Origin of the sequence: Brevundimonas diminuta (assembly GCF_022654015.1) — a bacterium.
In the GTDB taxonomy this organism is placed as follows: Bacteria; Pseudomonadota; Alphaproteobacteria; order Caulobacterales; family Caulobacteraceae; genus Brevundimonas; species Brevundimonas diminuta_C.
The window spans coordinates 3,114,012-3,131,820 of record NZ_CP073063.1 but is presented as its reverse complement, the minus strand read 5'-3'; the positions used below and the strand labels follow the sequence as shown (position 1 = coordinate 3,131,820).

The following is a 17,809-nucleotide window of genomic DNA, read 5'->3' as shown; positions in this document are numbered from 1 at the left end:
ACAGGGCTACCGTAGCCCACTTTTCGGATCAGCGGCGTGTCCTATTGGACTCGGCTGCAAAAAATCAAGACTCAGCTCACACCTTCACCTCCACCACCCCGCCGCCGGCCCGAAACTTCGCGCTCATCTCCGCCATGCCGGCTTCGGCTTCCGACAGGGAGGCGCCGGCGTCGTTCTGGGCGGCGGCGGCGTCGCGGATGTCCTGGCTGATCTTCATCGAGCAGAACTTGGGGCCGCACATGGAGCAGAAGTGGGCGGTCTTGTGGGCCTCCTTGGGCAGGGTGGCGTCGTGGTATTTGCGGGCGGTTTCGGGGTCCAGGCCCAGGTTGAACTGATCCTCCCAGCGGAACTCGAACCGGGCGCGTGACAGGGCGTCGTCGTGCAGGCGGGCGGCGGGGTGGCCCTTGGCCAGGTCGGCGGCGTGGGCGGCGATCTTGTAGGTGATGACGCCGTCCTTGACGTCCTGACGGTCGGGCAGGCCCAGGTGCTCCTTGGGCGTGACGTAGCAGAGCATGGCCGTGCCGAACCAGCCGATCATGGCCGCACCGATCGCGGAGGTGATGTGGTCATAGCCCGGCGCGATGTCGGTGGTCAGGGGGCCAAGCGTATAGAAGGGCGCCTCGTGGCAGTGCTTCAGCTGCTCGTCCATATTCTGTTTGATCTTGTGCATCGGCACATGGCCGGGGCCCTCGATCATGACCTGGCAGCCCTTGGCCCAGGCGATTTTCGTCAGTTCGCCCAGGGTGCGCAGCTCGGCGAACTGGGCCTCGTCATTGGCGTCGGCGATGGAGCCGGGGCGCAGGCCGTCGCCCAGGCTGAATGACACGTCATAGGCGCGCATGATGTCGCAGATGTCCTCGAAATGCTCGTAGAGGAAGCTCTCCTTGTGGTGGGCCAGGCACCATTTGGCCATGATGGAGCCGCCTCTGCTGACGATGCCCGTCACCCGTTTCGCCGTCATCGGCACGAAGGGCAGACGGACGCCCGCGTGGATGGTGAAATAGTCCACGCCCTGTTCGGCCTGTTCGATCAGGGTGTCGCGAAACACCTCCCACGTCAGGTCCTCGGCTATGCCGCCCACCTTCTCCAGCGCCTGATAGATGGGGACGGTGCCGATGGGGACGGAGCTGTTGCGGATGATCCAGTCGCGGATGTTGTGGATGTTGCGGCCCGTCGACAGGTCCATGACGTTGTCGGCGCCCCAGCGGGTGGCCCAGACCAGCTTGTCGACCTCGTCGTCCACGGAGGAGAGGACGGCCGAGTTGCCGATGTTCGCATTGATCTTCACCAGGAAGTTGCGGCCGATGATCATCGGCTCGACCTCGGGGTGGTTGATGTTGTGCGGGATGATGGCGCGACCGCGCGCGATCTCTTGCCGCACGAACTCGGGCGTCACGAAGTCGGGAATGGCGGCGCCGAAGTCCTCGCCGTCGCGGATGCAGGGGCTGTTCTGCTCGCGGCGCAGGTTCTCGCGGATGGCGACATATTCCATCTCGGGCGTGATGATGCCGGCCTTGGCGTATTCGTACTGAGTGACCGGGCGACCCTCGACGCCCTTGAAGACGCGGTGGTTGGAGGTGTCGAAGCGCGGGGCCAGGTTCTTGCCCGACGCATGGCCGTTGTCCTCGGGCTTGACCTCGCGCGGGTTGGCGACGGGGGCGATGTCGCCGCGATCCAGCTGCCAGCTGGATTTGACGTGGGGCAGACCGCGCTTGATGTCGATGGCGACGGTCGGGTCGGTGTAGGGGCCCGATGAGTCATAGATGGTCACCGGCGGCTCGTTGGCGCTGGGGTGGACGGCGACCTCGCGGAAGGGGACGCGGATGTCGGGATAGAGTTCGCCGGCGACATAGACCTTGCGGCTGCCGGCCCGTTCGCCGGTCGGGATGGTCCCAGTCTCGCGCATGACCTGCTCGCGGGCGTCCTTCAGAGCGAGCTCGACATTGGGCTCTTCGGGCAGGGCGGGCGGGGTGACTTGGATGTTCATGGCGGCCTCAAACGGTTTGAGGTCCGCCGACGTCGGGCGCGAGGGTCCTGTGACGTCAGGACCGATAGCGTTACTCATCCCTTCGCCGGCATGACCCGGATCAGGTTCGACGGGTCAGAGGAGAAACCTCTATCTCAGCCGCTCGATTGCGACCCCCCGGAGAACGTTTGCAGGCTAACCCGCGTCGCGGCGGATGTCGAGTTGTCCGAAACCGCACATAAGTCCTTGTAGGCGTGGCGGATTTATTGGGCTATGCGCAAGGCCTGGGCCGGGCGCCGGCGTCGCATGGGTGAAACGAGGATATGAGCCTGAACCTGGAACGCGTCCTCTACACCAGCCGCGCGCGGGGCAATTCGGACAGCCTGATGATGCAGGTGGACATCCTGGCCACCTCGCAGCGGAACAATGCGCGCGACGAGCTGACCGGGGCGCTGCTGATCCACGACGGGCGGTTCCTGCAGGTGCTGGAGGGCGCGGCGCAGGATCTGGACCGGCTGATGACGCGGCTGGCGGGCGATCCGCGCCATGACGAGGTGGTGGTGATCGAGCGCAAGCCGATCCCGGCGCGCGGCTTTTCCGGCTGGGCCATGGCCAGCGTGCGCGTGACCCCGGCGCTGGAGGAGACGCTGCGGGCCACGGTGGACGGCGCCGGCGCGCCTCAGCAGACGGTCGAGCGGATGCAGGACGCGGTGCTGGCCCAGGCGGCCTGAACGCCGTCTAGGGCGCCGACCAGCCCTTGACCGAGACGGCCGCTGCGCGCGGATCGGCGTCGAAGCGGAGGTAGGCCTTGGCGTGGCCGTGGCCGGGGACGTAGTCCAGGCTGGCGGTCGCGGTCTGGTCGCCCAGAACCCCTTCTATATCTACGGCGGCGGCGGTGTCGTCGCCGTCGTTCTGGACCCGGACGGTCGCGACCTGGCCTGCGGCGGTGACGTCCACGGCGACGATGCGGGCGCTGAGCGCGGGCGGGGCCGTGGGCTGGAGCGCCTCCCACACCACGATGCCGATGGCGGTCAGGGTGATGACGGCGCCGAGCAGGGCCATGCCCCATTGCAGCAGAGGGCGGGTCGACGCGGCGGGCTTCTTCTTCGTGGGCATGGGGTCAGACCAACAGACGGGCGGCGGCGGCGCCGATGGCGGCGGGGAAGCCCAGGACGACCATGGTCTGGACCACGCCGGCGACGGCATGACCGTCGGTGCGGCCGAACAGGAACAGGGTGAACAGGCTGACGGCCAGGGCGATGGCGTAGCCGGGCAGGGTGAAATGCAGGAAGGCCTTGATCGGATGATCGGCCTCTTCCTGACCGGCGAAGCCCGCCTTGAAGACGATCAGGTGCAGCAGGAGGATGGACACGGCGATCAGGGCCAGGATGTGGGCGGGCGTGGCCTTGTAGGCGATCAGGATCATCTCTTCGGTCGGGGCCACGTTCAGGGCGAAGAACAGGGCGCCGGCCGCCATCAGGAACAGTTCGCCGAAATAGGAGGCCTGATCCTCATCCGTGTCGCCTCCGCCATCCCCGCTGAGCTGACGCCGGGCCAGAAGCGCGCCCATGGCGCCGGGAACGGCCTGAAGCGCGACCATGCCCAGACCCTCGCGCGGCGGCGCGTCCCATTCGACGACGCCGAACAGGATCAGCAGCACCGAGGCGGTGATGAAGCCAACGGCCAGGGCCACGGCGGTGTCCAGCGCATCGTTGACCGGCCCGCGTCGCTTGGAGAAGCCGGCGTAATAGGCCAGGCCGTAAAGCAGCGGCAGGCCGGCGACAATGAAGGTCAGCAGCCGCCAGCGGTCCATGATCACGCCCTGCGCCCACATCTCCATCGTCATCAAAAGCGGGATGTTGAACACCAGGGCGCCGGCGAAGGCGCGGCCCAGATCGCGGACATAGGCGCGCTCGCGTTGCAGATCCAAGGGCGGCGCGGCGGCGGTCATGCGGCGGCAACGCTTGGACATCGGCTTTGGCTCCGGGCCGCTTGTCGAACGGCGTTCAGGCGGCGTTCATTCGCAGCCAAGCTTAGTCGCGTCATCGAGGGAGAGGGGACGATGAAACAGATCAAGACGACCGCCATCCTGGCGGTCATGGCGTGCGCGGGATTGACGGCCTGCGCCTCGGTGGAGGTCGGCGGCGAACCGATGGCCCTGTCGCCCGTCATGGCCGAACAGGCGCGAATCGGCAGCGTCACGACCACGACCGGCTGGCTGGATGCCGAGGACGACTTCGCCGACACCTTCAACGCCGAGGTGCTGAACGAAATGGGGCTGTGCGCCGGCGGCCGGCATCGGCTGAACCTGAACATCCATGTCGAGGCGCTGAGCCGGGCGCCGCGCCTGGCCATTCTGGCCGGCGATCGCGCCGAACACCGGATGCGGGCGACCGCCGAATTGCGCGACCCGGCGCAGGGCGGTCAGGTGGTCGGGCGTTATCCGCTGGTCGTGACGGTGGATGCGGGGGCCGGGGTGCTGGACGCCCTGATGGACCGGCAGGCGGTCACGTCCCACGCCTTCGCGCAAGCTCTGTGCGACGCCGCCTTCGTCGCGCCGACGCGTGTGGCCGAGGCCGGCGCGCCGGGCTGAGGCCGAGGGCGGGGCGAAGGGGCGGGCGGCCTGGGTCTGGCGCTTTTGAATGTCACGGGCGCGGGCTATCAAGACGTCGAACAGGAAATCGTCTCATGCATCTCGCCCGTTTCGCCCGCATCCGCCTGGCCCATCTGCCGACGCCGCTGGAGCCGCTGCCCCGGTTGTCGGAAGAGTTGGGTCTGGATCTGTGGATCAAGCGCGACGACTGCACCGGCCTGGCCGGCGGCGGCAACAAGACCCGCAAGCTGGAGTTCCTGCTGGGCGCGGCGTTCGAACAGGACGCCGACACCCTGGTGACGCAAGGAGCGGTGCAGTCGAACCATGTGCGCCAGACGGCGGCGGCGGCCGCCGCCCACGGTCTGGCCTGCGAGATCATTCTGGAAGAGCGGACGGGGTCCAAGGCGACGGACTATGTCGGCAACGGAAACGTGCTGCTGGACCGGCTGTTCGGCGCGACCCTGCGCACCGTGCCGGGCGGTACGGACATGGTCGCCGAGCTGGAGAAGACGGCGGCCGAGGTGCGGGCGCGGGGCGGCAAGCCCTATGTCATTCCCGGCGGCGGATCGAACCCTACGGGGGCGCTGGGCTATGTCGATTGCGCGCGCGAGATCGTGGTCCAGGCCGACGAGATGGATCTGGAGGTCCACCGCATCGTGACGGCGACGGGCAGCGCGGGCACCCATGCGGGCCTGGTCGCCGGGCTGGCGGTTATGGGGGCGGACATTCCCGTGCTGGGCATCGGGGTGCGGGCGCCCAAGGACAAACAGGAGGCGAACGTCTTCAAACTGGCCGAGGAGACGGCCGCCCTGCTGGGCCAGCCCGGTCGGGTCACGCGGGAGATGGTCGTCGCCAACTGCGACTATGTCGGCGAGGGCTATGGCCTGGTCGACCAGGGAGTGATCGACGCCCTGACCCTGGCCGCGCGTCTGGACGGGATCGTGCTGGACCCGGTCTATTCCGGCAAGGCGATGAAGGGGCTGATCGCCCTGGCGCGGGCCGGCCGGTTCAAGGGCGAGACGGTGGTGTTCCTGCACACTGGCGGAGCGCAGGGGCTGTTCGGCTATCAGACCGAGATCGAAGGGGCGCTGTAGGCGCGCCGTCCGTCATGGACGCGCGCGAGGCGACGCTGGCGCTGCTGGCCGCCCGGGCCGAGGACGCCACCGTCTGCCCCAGCGAGGTCGCGCGGGCGGTTGCGGGCGAAGACGGCGCCTGGCGCGAGGCGATGCCTGACGTTCACGCTGCGGTGGACGCCCTGGTGGACGCGGGCGCGGTGCGACTGAGCTGGAAGGGGCGGCCGCTGGCGCTGCGCGCGGGGCCCTATCGGATCGCTAGGGCTCGAGGCGGTGAAAACGGGGGCGGCGGGTGACGGTGCGCGAGATCGAACCTGTCCCGCCCGCGCTGTCTTGGGCGGCGGTGTTTCTGCGGTTCTTGCGGTTCGGGCTGCTGGCGTTTGGCGGGCCGGTGGCGCAGATCGCGATGATCCGGCGCGAGCTGGTCGATCAGGACCGTTGGATGTCCAGCGCGCGGTTCAACCGGCTGCTGGCGGTGTTGCAGGTCCTGCCGGGGCCGGAGGCGCACGAGCTGTGCGTGCATATGGGCATGCGGGCGCGGGGGCGGATCGGCGGCCTGCTGGCGGGCTTGGGGTTCATGCTGCCGGGGCTAACCCTGATGCTGGGGATCGGCTGGGCCTATGTGGCGCTGTCGCCGGTCGTGGGCCTGCTGGGCGGAGCGTTCCTGGGGGTTCAGGCGGCGGTGGTGGCGGTGATCGTGCGCGCCGTCTGCAAGATCGGATCGCATATTCTGGAGGATCGCTGGCTGTGGGCCGTCGCCGTCGTCGGCTTTGCTGCGACCCTTGCGGGAGCGGCGTTCTGGATCGCGCTGGCGGCGGGCGGGGCGGCCTATGTGCTGGTTCGGGCCGGGCGGGTCGGCCTGGCGGGCGGTGTCATGGCCATGGCGGGCGTCGCAACCTTGGCGATGCAAGGGCTGGGGGACGGCGGGCCGGTGTTCGCACAGACGGCGGGGCCGGCGGGCGACGTCGGCGCAGCCGCGATGTTCTGGACGGGGCTGAAGGCAGGGCTGCTGACGTTCGGCGGCGCCTATACCGCCATTCCCTATGTCCGCGCCGATACGGTGGGGCGCGGGCTGATCGACGATGGGGCGTTTCTGGACGGGATCGCCTTTGCGGGAGTGATCCCGGCGCCGCTGGTGATCTTTTGCACCTTCGTCGGCTTCGTCGTCGCGGGCTGGGGCGGGGCGCTGGCGATGACGGCCGGGGTGTTCGCGCCGGCCTTCGCCTTTTCGATGGTCTTCTATGAGCGGCTGGAGGCGGTGGTCGAGGACCGGCGGCTGCACGATCTTCTGGCCGGGGTCGCCGCCGCCGTCGTGGGGATCATCGCTGCGACCAGCGTGGAGCTGGGCTGGGCGACCTTGCAGCGGGCGCCGTCGATGGCGGCGGCCGTGGCGATCTTTGCGGTAGCCCTGGCGGTGGCGTGGGCCTGGAAGAGCCGCTACGCCATGCCGGCAGTTCTGGCCGCCGCGGCGGTCGTGGGATGGGGCGTGATGCGATGAGCAAGATCCTGGGCGTGATCGGCGGCATGGGACCGGCGGCGACGGTGGCGTTCCTGACGCGGGTGCAGGCGCTGACGCCGGCGGACGGGGACGCCGACCACATCCGGGTGGTGATGGATATGAACCCCCAGGTGCCCGATCGCAACACGCGGCCGGGCGAGGCCGAGGTGGTGCTGGGGCAGATGGCCGAGGGGCTGGCGGCGGCCGGGGCCGAGGTGATCGCCATGCCCTGCAACACCGCCCATGCCCAGGCGGGAGCCATCCGCGCGGCGTGCGAGGCGAAGAGCCTGCGCTTCATCGACATGATCGCGGCGACGGCGGACGCGGCGGCGGCGTCAGGCGCCAAGCGGATCGGCGTGCTGGCGACGCCGGGGGGCGAGCGGCTTTACATTGAGGCGCTGGCGGCGCGCGGTATCGAGACGGCGCTGTTGGAGGGTGCGGACCGCGACGCCTTCATGGGCCTGGTCTATGGGGTCAAGCGCGGCGAGGTCGGCAAGGCGGCGCGGGTAGGGATGTTGCGGCTGGCTCAGACCCTGGTGGACGCGGGCGCGCACGGGCTGATCGCCGGCTGCACGGAGGTGCCGCTGCTGCTGAGGGCCGAACATGCGCCGATCCCCCTGACGGATTCGGCCGAGGTGCTGGCTCAGGCGTGCGTGAAGGCGTGTCGGGTGTAAGGCGCGGTTGCGGCTTGCTCCACGCGGCCGGCCTGCCTAGTCATGGGCGGTGCCTATTCAGTCCCTGATCATCGATTGCGACCCCGGCGTGGACGACGCCGTGGCGCTGTTTCTGGCCTTCGCCGCGCCCGAGCTGGAGTTGCTGGCCGTCACCACGGTCGGAGGCAATGTCCCCGGCGCCAAGACCCAGCGCAATGCGCGCATCATCCGCCAGATCGCCGGGCGCGAGGACGTGCCGGTTTTCGGCGGAGCCGAGCGGCCGCTGAAACGTCCGCCGGCGGGCGCGGGCGAGTTTCACGGCGTCGAGGGTCTGGGCGATCTGGAGCCGTTCGAACCAACGGGGATCGTCGGCGACGGACCGGCCGCCAACGCCATCGTCGATCTGGTGATGAGCCGGCCCGAAGGTTCGGTCGCCATCGCCGTCCTGGGGCCGATGACCAATCTGGCGCTGGCGATGCGGCGTGAGCGACGCCTGGCCGAACGGCTGGGGCCGGTGGTCGTCATGGGCGGGGCGCGGTCGGAAGGCGGCAATGTCACCGCATCCGCCGAGTTCAACATCTGGGCCGATCCGGATGCGGCGGCCGTGGTGTTCGGATCGGGCTGTCAGGTGGTCGCCTTCGGCCTGGACGCGACCCATCAGGTGCGCGCGACCGAGGCCCGGATTGTGGCGATAGAGGCCATCGACAGCGAGGCCGCGCGGGCAGCGGCGTCGACGCTGCGGTTCTCGCAGCGGGTGGAGCGCGAGATCGTGGGCTGGGATGCAGCCCCCTTGCATGACCCGTGTCCCATCGCCTGGCTGATCCAGCCTGATCTGTTCGAAACCAAACCCTGCCGGATCGAGGTGGAGACGGGTTCGGACCTGACGCGCGGGCATACGGCGGTGGAGTTCCGGATCGATCCGGCGACGGCGCGGCATCGCTGGGCGGTCGCGGCGGATGCGCAAGGGGTATTCGACCTGATCGTCGCCAAGCTGAAGGCTGAGGCGCTGGAGGCCGGCGCATGAGGATCACCGTCGTCGGTTCGATCAACCTGGATCTGGTCGCCACCGCGCCCCAACTGCCGGCGCCGGGCGAGACGGTGACCGGGGCGACCCTGGCGCGGCATCCCGGCGGCAAGGGCGCCAACCAGGCGCTGGCGGCCGAGAAGCTGGGGGCCGAGGTCAGCCTGATCGGGCGTGTCGGCAATGACGCCATGGCCGGCGAGGCCCTGGCCCTGATGGAGGATCTGGGTGTCGATCTGGCCGGGGTGGAGGTCGATGTGGCGGCGCCGACGGGCGTCGCTTTGATCGCCGTCGATCCGACCGGCGAGAACCAGATCGTGGTCGCGGCCGGCGCCAACCATATGGTCACCCCCGAACAACTGCCCCAGCGGATCGAGGGCGCGCTGATCGTACAGCTGGAGCTGCCGATCGAGACGGTCGAGGCGGCGGTGGGCCGGGCGACCGGCTTCGTCTGCGCCAATCTGGCGCCCGCCGCGCCGGTGTCGGAACTGCTGCTGCGCCGCGCCGACCTGATCGTCGTCAACGAGACCGAGGCGGCCTTCTATGGCGACGGCCTGCACCGGGGCGGGGGACGGGTGGTCGTCACCAAGGGCGCCCGAGGCGCGGCCATGTATCAGCGCGGCGTCGAGATGGCCTGGGCGACCCCGCCCGCCGTCGAGGCGGTCGATGCGACAGGCGCCGGCGACGCCTTCGTCGCCGCCATCACGGTGGCTTTGCTGGAAGGCATGGACCCGGCCGAGGCGCTGCGCTTCGCCTGCGCCGCCGGAGCCTTCGCCGCGACCCGCCCGGGTGCGCAACCCTCGGCGCCGGAGCGCGCTCAGGTCGAGGCGCTGCTCAACGCTCAATAGACGCGGGCGCTGACGGCGCCGCGTCGGCGCATGCCGGGATGAACCAGATCGCCGCACGCCTTCACGAAACGGCTGCGCCAAGGTTGGGAAAATGTCGGCGCTGAAATGGTCTGGCCATCAAAGGTGAAGGCGATGGATGCCCCTGCGCCAAGGGCTCCAAAATTTCGTCTGCGATCGAAAATGCGTATTCAAGGGCGGGATCGTCAGCATCGCCTTTTACCCGAGGCGAGCCTGTTCTGACGGCGTCGCCGACCCGCAGGTCCATTTCAGGTTGGGGCCATGCATCGCGGGGTGAAAATCCCCGCACGATGGCCGTCATGGACAGGCCTTCGCAGACTAGCATGACCTGCGGGGTCGCACTGTACGGTTTGGACGGATTGGGAACCAGGAAGGCCACGGCCGGAACGTTGGGGCTAAACAGTCCTCTCCATTCCTCCCCTCCAGAGCTATGCGCGGCCGACCCTGGCGGGGATGTGGCTCCAGAGGATGAGACAGCCGGATATTGAAACCTGCTGGTGACGAGGCCCGCCAATGCGGCCGCAAAAATTACTCCGAACGCCATCGCTGTTTTCCACAAACTGACCTTGCCGGTCGCCGCTCGATCCGAGCCCGACGAGTGTCGCCCGGGCGTCTGGCGGCCAACACCGAATAGTTTGGGCCGAATTTCTTGTGGCGGCTGTGGAGCTTGATCGGCGAGACGGCGCGCCAACTCGCGGCTGCTGACTGCGCCGGTTTTGCGCCGTGCCGATCGGAGCCTTTCGTTGACGCTATTGACCGACAGGCCCGTCAGATTGGCGATGGTCTTGGCGGTGTGACCCTGAGCCAGAAGACGCAGCAGGTCCTGTTCCTGGACGGTGAGACGATCGAGATTTAGAGACATGGATTGGCGCCGAACGGACATGCCTGTCGTTCCTAGGCAAAGGCGCCGAGAGCGGAAACTCCGAAGACGGCGCAGGCCGCTACGATTTTCTTGTGGTAGTCGAAATCGAGTCGATGCGCGACAAGGCCGAAAGAGGCGCCGTTCACACGCAAACCTTTGACGCGGCGACAGCTCGCCATACTTCCGCCAAGCACAACCTGCGATTTAAAGGAAATGGAGGGGCGAATGCTGACACGACGAGGATTAGGGCTGGCGGCCGTTGCAACGGGCGCGCTGGCTGTGCGACCTGCTTGGTCGCAGACGCCATTGAGCGCCGATCAGCAGTTCATGGTCGAAGGGCGGTATCTGCCGCAGTACCTCGAGCTGAAGGCGCAGGCGGCCGCAGGCCGTCCGGCGGCGGGAGGCTTCCTGGCGCAGTATGCCGCCTTTCTTGGCGACGAGGCGACGGCGATCGGCGGCGATGAAGAGGATCGGCCGGCCGACGCCGAATTGCCAGACCTGTCGAATGCCGAGAGCCGCGATGCCCTGTCCGCCATCGTCGAAGCCGCGACAGATAGGCAGATCGTCATACTCAACGAGGCGCACAACATATCGGGCCATCGCGGTTTCGCGACGCGAGTCATGCGGGCGTTGAGGCCGCTGGGTTTCGACACCTTCGCCGCCGAGACCTTCGTTCAGCCGCAGCAAGAGGCGGCGCCCACGATACGCAGATACAAGCGCGGCGATCCCTTCCATTCCGGTTTCGGATACTACATCGCCGACCCGGTCTATGCGGAGGCCGTAAGGGAGGCGGCGGCGCTCGGTTACACATTCGCGGACTACGAATGGCGGTGGGACCAGAGGCCGCCCGCGACGGCGTCAGGAGATGAGCAGATCGCCGCGCGAGAAGCGGCGCAGGCCAAAAATTTGGTCGAAGCCGTGCTGAAGGACCGACCGGATGCGCGGATCTTCGTCTTGTGCGGCTATAGTCATGCCATGGAGCTTGAAGGGCGCGGGGGACTGTGGTTCGCCGCTCGGCTGAAGGCGCTGGCCGGCATCGATCCCCTGACCATCGAGCAGTCCTGGAACTGGCCTGCAACGCGGCCGCAAGCCGATGCGCCGCATGTCGCCGCTGTCTTGAAGCGCTTCCAGCCGACCGCGCCTATCGTTGTGTCGCGCAACGGGATCGCCTTCGCCAACAGCGATTTCGAAGGTCGAGTGGACCTGAGCGTCTTTCATCCGAGACTGGAGCGCGTGGCTGGACGGCCGGGCTGGCTGGCGGCTGACCCCCTGCGAAAGGCGGCCGAGGTCTCGATCCCGGCTTTTGAAGGGCCGGCCCTTTTGCAAGCGCTGCATATGCAGGAAGGCATGGTCATCCCGGCAGATCACTTTCTGCTGGAGCCGGGCCAGGCGCGGGGGACCATGATGCTCAGGCCCGGCGCCTATGTTCTGCGGTTGGAAACGACGCAAGGGATCGAACCGGCGTTCGGGGAAATCGTCGTCTGATGCCGCCAGCGACCTAATGACCGCCTGACCCAAAACGGGTTGGCGTCGGCGTGTGGGCGGGGGTAGGTCTGGGGTTCGGGATTTGTGGGGACTTCAGACGATGATGATGCGTGGACGTGGGTTTGGGCTGGTTCTGGCGGCGGTGCTGCTGAGCGGCGTGGCGGGTGGGGCGTTGGCCCAGAACGCGGGGGCCCAGAACGCGGGGGCCCAGAATGCGGCGCCGGCTGCGGGACCGATGGTCTATCAGCAGCCGCCGGCGCCGATCGCGGACATCCTGGACGCCAAGCCGACGCCGTCGTCGATGCTAAGCCCGGATCGGCGGACGCTGGTGCTGATGGATCGGTCGAACCTGCCCAGCATCAAGGCGCTGGCCGAGCCGATGCTGCGGCTGGCGGGGACGCGGATCAATCCCAGGAACAACGGTGCGGCCGAAAGCCGGGTGGCGTGGCTGACGGGGCTGAGCCTGCAGGCGGTGGACGGCGGGCAACCTCGCGTCGTGGCCCTGCCCGACGGCGCGCGGTTCACGGCGCCGCGGTTCTCGCCGGACGCCAAGTCGCTGGCCTTCGTGCTGGACCGGCCGACGGGGCTGGAGCTGTGGGTGGTGGACGTGGCCTCGGCGCGGGCGAAGAAGCTGACCGATCCGGTGGTCAATATGACGGGCGGGACGGGGTATGAATGGCTGCCCGACAGTTCGGGCCTGCTGGTCGAGGCGGTGCCGGCGGGACGCGGTCCGGCGCCGGACGTGACGGCGGCGCCCACGGGGCCGAACATCGAGGAGACGGCCGGGCGGGTCGCGCCGGTGCGAACCTATCAGGACCTGTTGTCGAACCCCGGCGACGAGGCCCTGTTCGACCATTATTTCACCAGCCAGCTGACGCTGGTTCCGCTGAACGGCCGTGCACGGACGATCGGGGCGCCGGCGGTCTATCTGGACGCGTCGGTGTCGCCGGACGGCCAATACATCCTGCATGAGATCGCCAAGCGGCCCTACTCCTATGCGGTGCCGGACGACCTGTTCCCGACCGAGATCGTGGTGACGGATCTGAACGGTCGCGTGGTGCGCACAGTCGCCGACCTGCCGCTGAGGGACGATGTGCCGACCGCCTTCGACGCCGTGGCGCCGGGGCCGCGTTCGGTGGGCTGGCGGTCCGATGCGCCGGCGACCCTGACCTGGGTCGAGGCGCTGGACGGCGGCGACATCCGCCGCGAGGCCGAGTTCCGGGACCGGGTCTTCATGCAGGCCGCGCCCTTCACGGCCGAGCCCGTCAAGCTGATCGACCTGAAGGAACGGTATGGCGGCATCGTCTGGGGCAAGGACGACCTGGCCATCGTCAACAGCCGCTGGTTCAACACCCGGCACGAGACGCGGTTCGTCGTCGATCCTTCCAATCCGGGCGAGGGCCGGGTGCTGCTGGAGCGGAACTATCAGGCGCGCTACGACAATCCGGGCCAGCCGGTGACCCAGCCGAATGCCCAAGGGCGCTCGGTGATTCGCTTCGATCCGCAGGGGCGCATCCTGATGTCGGGCGCGGGCGCGACGCCGCAGGGCGAGTTCCCCTTCCTGGCCGCGATGGACCCGGCCACGGGACGCAGCGAACGGCTGTGGACCTCGGCCAATACGGATTACGAGGCGGTGGTCGGTTTCCTGGACGCGGACGGCAAGCGGGTGGTGACCCAGCGCGAGACGCGGCTGGATCCGCCCAACCTGCAGATCCGCGACCTGACGACGGGCCAGACGACGCGGCTGACCAACTTCCCCGATCCGGCGCCGCAGCTGGCCGAGGCGACGCGGCAACTGGTGACCTATGAGCGGGCCGACGGCGTCAAGCTGTCGGGGACGCTGTATCTGCCGGCCGGCTACGACAAGGACCGCGACGGGCCGCTGCCGATGCTGATGTGGGCCTATCCGGCCGAGTTCACCGATGCGGCGGTGGCGGGCCAGACGGTCGATGTGCAGAACCGCTTCGTGCGGCCGGGCGGGTCCAGCCATCTGTTCCTGCTGACGCAGGGCTATGCGATCTTCGACAACCCCTCCATGCCCATCATCGGCAAGGACGGGGCCGAGCCGAACGACACCTATGTCGAGCAGTTGGTCGCCGATGCGAAGGCCGCGGTCGACGCGGTGGTGCGGATGGGGGTGGCCGACCGCGACCGGATCGCCGTGGGCGGTCACAGCTACGGCGCCTTCATGACGGCGAACCTGCTGGTTCATACCGACCTGTTCAGGACCGGGATCGCGCGGTCGGGCGCCTATAACCGCACCCTGACGCCGTTCGGCTTCCAGTCCGAGCAGCGCAACTATTGGGAGGCGACCGAGGTCTATACCGAGATGTCGCCCTTCACCTATGCGAACAAGCTGAACGAGCCGATCCTGCTGATCCACGGTGAGGCGGACGACAACTCGGGCACCTTCCCGGTCCAGAGCGAGCGGTTCTATGCGGCGCTGAAGGGGCTGGGGGCGACGGCGCGTTACGTCACCCTGCCGCTGGAGGCGCATGGATACCGCGCGCGGGAATCCGTGGGCCACACCCTGTGGGAAATGACCCGCTGGCTGGACCAATATGTGAAGAACGCCCCGCCAAGGGCGGCGGCGAACTGAGCGATCAGGGCTGGGCCGCCGCGGCCTCCGCCGCGGCGTTGACGGCCGCGAGGCGCGCGTCCTGCTCCGACTGGGGCGGGACGCCGAAGACGGCGCGCAGGCTGTCGGGGATCAAGGCGCGATCATAGGGATCGAGGGTGGCCGGGGCGTCGCGGGTCTTGCGGGTCTGGGTGCCGTAGATCTGGGCCTTTTCGGTCATCTGCAGATAGCGGTCCAGGGTGGCGGCGGCGATCCAGGCGCCTTCGGGCGAGCCCTTGGCGACGGCGGCGACGGCCAGGCTATGGGCCAGCAGATAATCCTCGGGCGTGGAGCCGTGCTGGAAGACAAAGGCAGCGGCGCGATAGTCCTCGCCGGTGCTGAGCGCGCCGGCGTCGAGCAGGGCGCGGGTCTGGACCCGGCGCGCGGCGTCTTCGGCGAGCATTGCTGTGACGCGGGCGCGGTCTTTGAAAAAGTCAGGCGTCAGATTCTGCCTTACGGCCTGATCGGCGGCGAAGATGGCGGCCATCTCGGCGTTGTTCTGAGGCGGAGTCTCTTGAGCCAATGCCGGAACGGCGAAGGCGAGGGCGAGGGCCGACATCGCGGCGGCGCAGGACAGGCGAGACGGGCGCATGGGAGATCTCCGCTTAAGCTTGAGCGGACATTGGTCTGCGGATTTGCGGCCGAAAGCGGGCGGCGGGATTACAGTGTCGTCAGGGTCTGACGATCAGCCGCACGACCTCGCCGGCGTGGAGGCGGTCGAAGCCGGTGTTGATGTCGTCCAGGGGAATGACGCCGCTCATCAGGCGATCGATCGGCAGGCGGCCCTGGCGATACAGGGCGACATAGCGGGGGATGTCGCGGCTGGGGACGCAGGTTCCGATGTAGGAGCCCTTCAGCGTGCGCTCCTCGCCGACCAGGGAGACGACATTGACGGCCAGCGCCGCATCGGGCGGCGGCAGGCCGGCGGTGACGGTGGTTCCGCCGCGTTTGGTTATCTTCCACGCCGCCTCCAGCGCCCGGACCGAGCCGGCCATTTCGAAGGCGACGTCGGCGCCGCCGTTGGTGAGGGCGCGGACCTGATCGACCGTATCGGGGTCGGCGGCGTTGACCGTGTGGACGGGCCCCAAGGTGCGGGCCAAGGCCAGCTTGTCCTCGGACAGGTCGACGGCGACGACGGGACTGGCGCCCGAGGCCAGGGCGCCGAGCACGCTGGCCAGGCCCACGCCGCCCAGGCCGATGACGACGACGCTCTGGCCCGCGCGGACCTGGGCGGTGTTCACCACGGCCCCGACGCCGGTCAGGACGGCGCAACCGAACAGGGCCGCCTCCTCGAACGACAGGTCGGCATCGATCTTGACTAAGGAGCGGCGCGAGACGACGGCCCGCTCGGCGAAGGCGGAGCAGCCGAGGTGGTGGTTGACGGGCTCGCCCTCGCGGAAGATGCGGCGGGCGCCGGACAACAGTTCGCCCCGGCCGTTGGCGGCGGCGCCGGGCTCGCACAGGGCGGGACGGCCGCCGGCGCATGGGTTGCAGTGGCCGCAGGACGGCATGAAGACCATGACGACGTGGTCGCCGATGGCCAGATCGGTGACGTCATCGCCCAGCGCCTCGACCACGCCCGCCGCCTCGTGCCCCAGGGCCATGGGCAGGGGGCGGGGGCGGTCGCCGTTGATGACCGACAGGTCCGAGTGGCACAGGCCCGCCGCCTTGATCGCGACCAGGACCTCGCCGGGGCAGGGCGGGTCCAAAGTGACGGTCTGGACCGACAGGGGGCGGCTGTCGGCATAGGGGCGGGCGGCGCCCATGTCAGACAGGACGGCGGCGCGGGTCGTCAGGGTCATCGGAACTCCCTTTGGCGCGCGCTGCGGCCAGCGCGTTCGTGATCAGGCGTGTACCGATAGGCGCTTGACCTAACGTCGTCCAAGCTAGAGCGTCGTGATCGAGAGCGACGGTTCAGGTCGCCGAGGGAGACGACGATGCCGAAAAGAGACGAGGGCGCGCTGGCGCAACGGGCGACCTACAAGGCCTTTCACATGGTCTCCACCCGCTGGGCCGACAACGACCAGTACGGCCATATCAACAACGCCAAATTCTACGAGTTCGTCGACTCGGCGGTGAACGCCCATCTGCTGATCGCCAATGCCCTGACGGAATCGATCGGCCTGGTGGTGGATTCGGGCTGTCGCTACACCTCGTCGCTGAAGTTTCCCGATGTGATCGAGGTGGGGATCAAGGTCGATGCGATCGGCACCTCCAGCGTCACCTACGGGTTTGCGGTCTTCAAGCGCAGCGTCGACGTTCCCGCCGCCATCGGCCATTTCGTCCATGTCTATGTCGACGCCGAAACGCGCCGCCCCAAGCCGCTGCCGGCGCGACTGAGAAGCGTGGTGGAGAATCTTCGCGCGGGGTGAGGACTTTCGCCTTTCGCCTGAAATCCAGCGCCTGTTTGCGTGATGCCAATGCCTTCCGACCCCGCCGATCTCGATGACGCCTTCTATCTGAGCCTTACGGAGGTAGATGCATCAACGACCGGGGACGATCCGCGCGGAAGCCTGGAACTGGTCGTATCCATGCGCATCGCCTTTGTCGCGCGAGCGTGGATCACGCGGGCCAATGCGCTGTTTCGCGGCCGAGGCTATACGGCGGCGCAGCGCGCGCACCTGTATGTTCTGGCGTCCAAACCCAAGGGGCTGACGCAGTCGGAGCTGGCGGCGATCCTGCGGATATCGGAGGCGTCGCTGTCACGCCGCATCAAGCTGTCGATCGAAGAGGGGCTGGTGTCACGTCATCCGTTTTGCGGCGACGGACGCGCCAACCTGATCCGGCTGGAACCCAAGGGGCTAGAGGCGCTGAACGCCTCCGATCGTGTGGCGCGCGAGGATCGCACCCGACTGCTGGCGGGCGTGACCGACGAGGAACTGGCCATCACCGCCAAGGTCCTGAAACTGCTGACGGACCGTATCCCGCAGACGCCCGAACGGCCGGACGCCTAATCGTATAGATCAGTCGTCCAGACGGCCGATCAGGAACAGCGCGCCGACGGCGGTCAGGGCGCCCAGGGTGAAGGCGGTGACGATGGCGCCGGTGGCGACGGCGGTGGACACGGTGACCGGGCGGGCTTCGTACCATTCGACGATGTCGGCCTCGTGCAGGTCCTCGTCCATATAGCCTTCGGCTTCATAGATGGTGTCGTCGGCGGTCATGACTTTACGCT

At 68.3% G+C, this 17,809-nt stretch carries 19 protein-coding genes and 1 riboswitch; of the genes, 12 read left to right on the top strand and 7 right to left on the bottom strand.

The genetic code is table 11. The features are described 5' to 3' along the window. Positions 1-76: 76 nt before the first annotated feature. Complete coding sequence (thiC, locus tag KAK88_RS15585) at positions 77-1,906, bottom strand: phosphomethylpyrimidine synthase ThiC (RefSeq protein WP_242078620.1); 1,830 nt, start codon at positions 1,904-1,906, stop codon at positions 77-79. 140 nt (positions 1,907-2,046) lie between these two features. Then, positions 2,047-2,156: riboswitch (TPP riboswitch) on the bottom strand. A 133-nt stretch (positions 2,157-2,289) separates the two neighbouring features. On the opposite strand from thiC, the gene KAK88_RS15580 reads away from it, so the two are divergent. Further along, positions 2,290-2,697: a BLUF domain-containing protein gene (locus tag KAK88_RS15580; protein ID WP_242077323.1), complete on the top strand. Its 408-nt coding sequence runs from the start codon at positions 2,290-2,292 to the stop codon at positions 2,695-2,697. Between the two features lie 7 nt (positions 2,698-2,704). Here KAK88_RS15580 and KAK88_RS15575 read toward each other — a convergent pair whose 3' ends face one another. Together KAK88_RS15575 and KAK88_RS15570 are read right to left on the bottom strand one after the other, a co-directional pair. Next, complete coding sequence (locus KAK88_RS15575; protein ID WP_017506465.1) at positions 2,705-3,082, bottom strand: hypothetical protein; 378 nt, start codon at positions 3,080-3,082, stop codon at positions 2,705-2,707. Between the two features lie 4 nt (positions 3,083-3,086). Beyond that, positions 3,087-3,938, bottom strand: a complete 852-nt coding sequence (locus tag KAK88_RS15570; protein WP_242077322.1) for a TIGR02587 family membrane protein — start codon at positions 3,936-3,938, stop codon at positions 3,087-3,089. A gap of 90 nt (positions 3,939-4,028) precedes the next feature. Here KAK88_RS15570 and KAK88_RS15565 point away from each other — a divergent pair, with 90 nt between their 5' ends. The 7 genes from KAK88_RS15565 to KAK88_RS15535 all read left to right on the top strand — a co-directional run bounded on the left by KAK88_RS15565 (position 4,029) and on the right by KAK88_RS15535 (position 9,652). Continuing rightward, entirely contained in the window at positions 4,029-4,559 is a 531-nt protein-coding gene (locus KAK88_RS15565) for a hypothetical protein (RefSeq protein ID WP_242077321.1), read from the top strand. Positions 4,560-4,654: 95 nt separating this feature from the next. Then, positions 4,655-5,653 (top strand): D-cysteine desulfhydrase, encoded by a 999-nt coding sequence (locus KAK88_RS15560; RefSeq protein WP_242077320.1) that lies wholly within the window; start codon positions 4,655-4,657, stop codon positions 5,651-5,653. A 14-nt stretch (positions 5,654-5,667) separates the two neighbouring features. Further along, positions 5,668-5,928: a DUF3253 domain-containing protein gene (locus KAK88_RS15555; protein ID WP_242077319.1), complete on the top strand. Its 261-nt coding sequence runs from the start codon at positions 5,668-5,670 to the stop codon at positions 5,926-5,928. Between the two features lie 2 nt (positions 5,929-5,930). Beyond that, positions 5,931-7,130: a chromate efflux transporter gene (gene chrA / locus KAK88_RS15550; protein WP_242077318.1), complete on the top strand. Its 1,200-nt coding sequence runs from the start codon at positions 5,931-5,933 to the stop codon at positions 7,128-7,130. Beyond that, positions 7,127-7,804 carry an aspartate/glutamate racemase family protein gene (locus tag KAK88_RS15545; protein ID WP_242077317.1) on the top strand — a complete coding sequence of 226 codons (678 nt, stop codon included), beginning with the start codon at positions 7,127-7,129 and terminating at the stop codon, positions 7,802-7,804. The genes chrA and KAK88_RS15545 overlap by 4 nt, the downstream gene beginning before the upstream one ends. A 49-nt stretch (positions 7,805-7,853) precedes the next feature. Next, complete coding sequence (locus KAK88_RS15540; protein WP_242077316.1) at positions 7,854-8,807, top strand: nucleoside hydrolase; 954 nt, start codon at positions 7,854-7,856, stop codon at positions 8,805-8,807. Then, positions 8,804-9,652, top strand: coding sequence for a ribokinase (locus KAK88_RS15535; protein WP_242077315.1), 849 nt, complete (start codon positions 8,804-8,806; stop codon positions 9,650-9,652). Before KAK88_RS15540 ends, KAK88_RS15535 begins: the two co-directional genes overlap by 4 nt. A 61-nt stretch (positions 9,653-9,713) precedes the next feature. Here KAK88_RS15535 and KAK88_RS15530 read toward each other — a convergent pair whose 3' ends face one another. Next, positions 9,714-10,553, bottom strand: a complete 840-nt coding sequence (locus KAK88_RS15530; protein WP_242077314.1) for a helix-turn-helix domain-containing protein — start codon at positions 10,551-10,553, stop codon at positions 9,714-9,716. Between the two features lie 204 nt (positions 10,554-10,757). Between KAK88_RS15530 and KAK88_RS15525 the strand changes: the two genes are divergently transcribed. Continuing rightward, positions 10,758-12,017: a hypothetical protein gene (locus tag KAK88_RS15525; protein ID WP_242077313.1), complete on the top strand. Its 1,260-nt coding sequence runs from the start codon at positions 10,758-10,760 to the stop codon at positions 12,015-12,017. Positions 12,018-12,117: 100 nt separating this feature from the next. Continuing rightward, entirely contained in the window at positions 12,118-14,616 is a 2,499-nt protein-coding gene (locus KAK88_RS15520; RefSeq protein ID WP_242077312.1) for a S9 family peptidase, read from the top strand. A 4-nt stretch (positions 14,617-14,620) separates the two neighbouring features. Here KAK88_RS15520 and KAK88_RS15515 read toward each other — a convergent pair whose 3' ends face one another. After that, positions 14,621-15,226, bottom strand: coding sequence for a hypothetical protein (locus KAK88_RS15515; RefSeq protein WP_242077311.1), 606 nt, complete (start codon positions 15,224-15,226; stop codon positions 14,621-14,623). A 79-nt stretch (positions 15,227-15,305) separates the two neighbouring features. Beyond that, positions 15,306-16,436, bottom strand: coding sequence for a zinc-dependent alcohol dehydrogenase family protein (locus tag KAK88_RS15510; RefSeq protein ID WP_242077310.1), 1,131 nt, complete (start codon positions 16,434-16,436; stop codon positions 15,306-15,308). A gap of 135 nt (positions 16,437-16,571) precedes the next feature. Between KAK88_RS15510 and KAK88_RS15505 the strand changes: the two genes are divergently transcribed. Together KAK88_RS15505 and KAK88_RS15500 are read left to right on the top strand one after the other, a co-directional pair. After that, positions 16,572-17,006: an acyl-CoA thioesterase gene (locus KAK88_RS15505; RefSeq protein ID WP_017506452.1), complete on the top strand. Its 435-nt coding sequence runs from the start codon at positions 16,572-16,574 to the stop codon at positions 17,004-17,006. 48 nt (positions 17,007-17,054) lie between these two features. Then, positions 17,055-17,588, top strand: coding sequence for a MarR family winged helix-turn-helix transcriptional regulator (locus KAK88_RS15500; RefSeq protein ID WP_242077309.1), 534 nt, complete (start codon positions 17,055-17,057; stop codon positions 17,586-17,588). Positions 17,589-17,597: 9 nt separating this feature from the next. Here the strand turns inward: KAK88_RS15500 and KAK88_RS15495 are convergent, their stop codons facing one another. Further along, a complete protein-coding gene (locus tag KAK88_RS15495) occupies positions 17,598-17,798 on the bottom strand; it encodes a hypothetical protein (RefSeq protein WP_055753936.1) in 201 nt (66 codons plus the stop codon). Between the last annotated feature and the right edge of the window lie 11 nt (positions 17,799-17,809).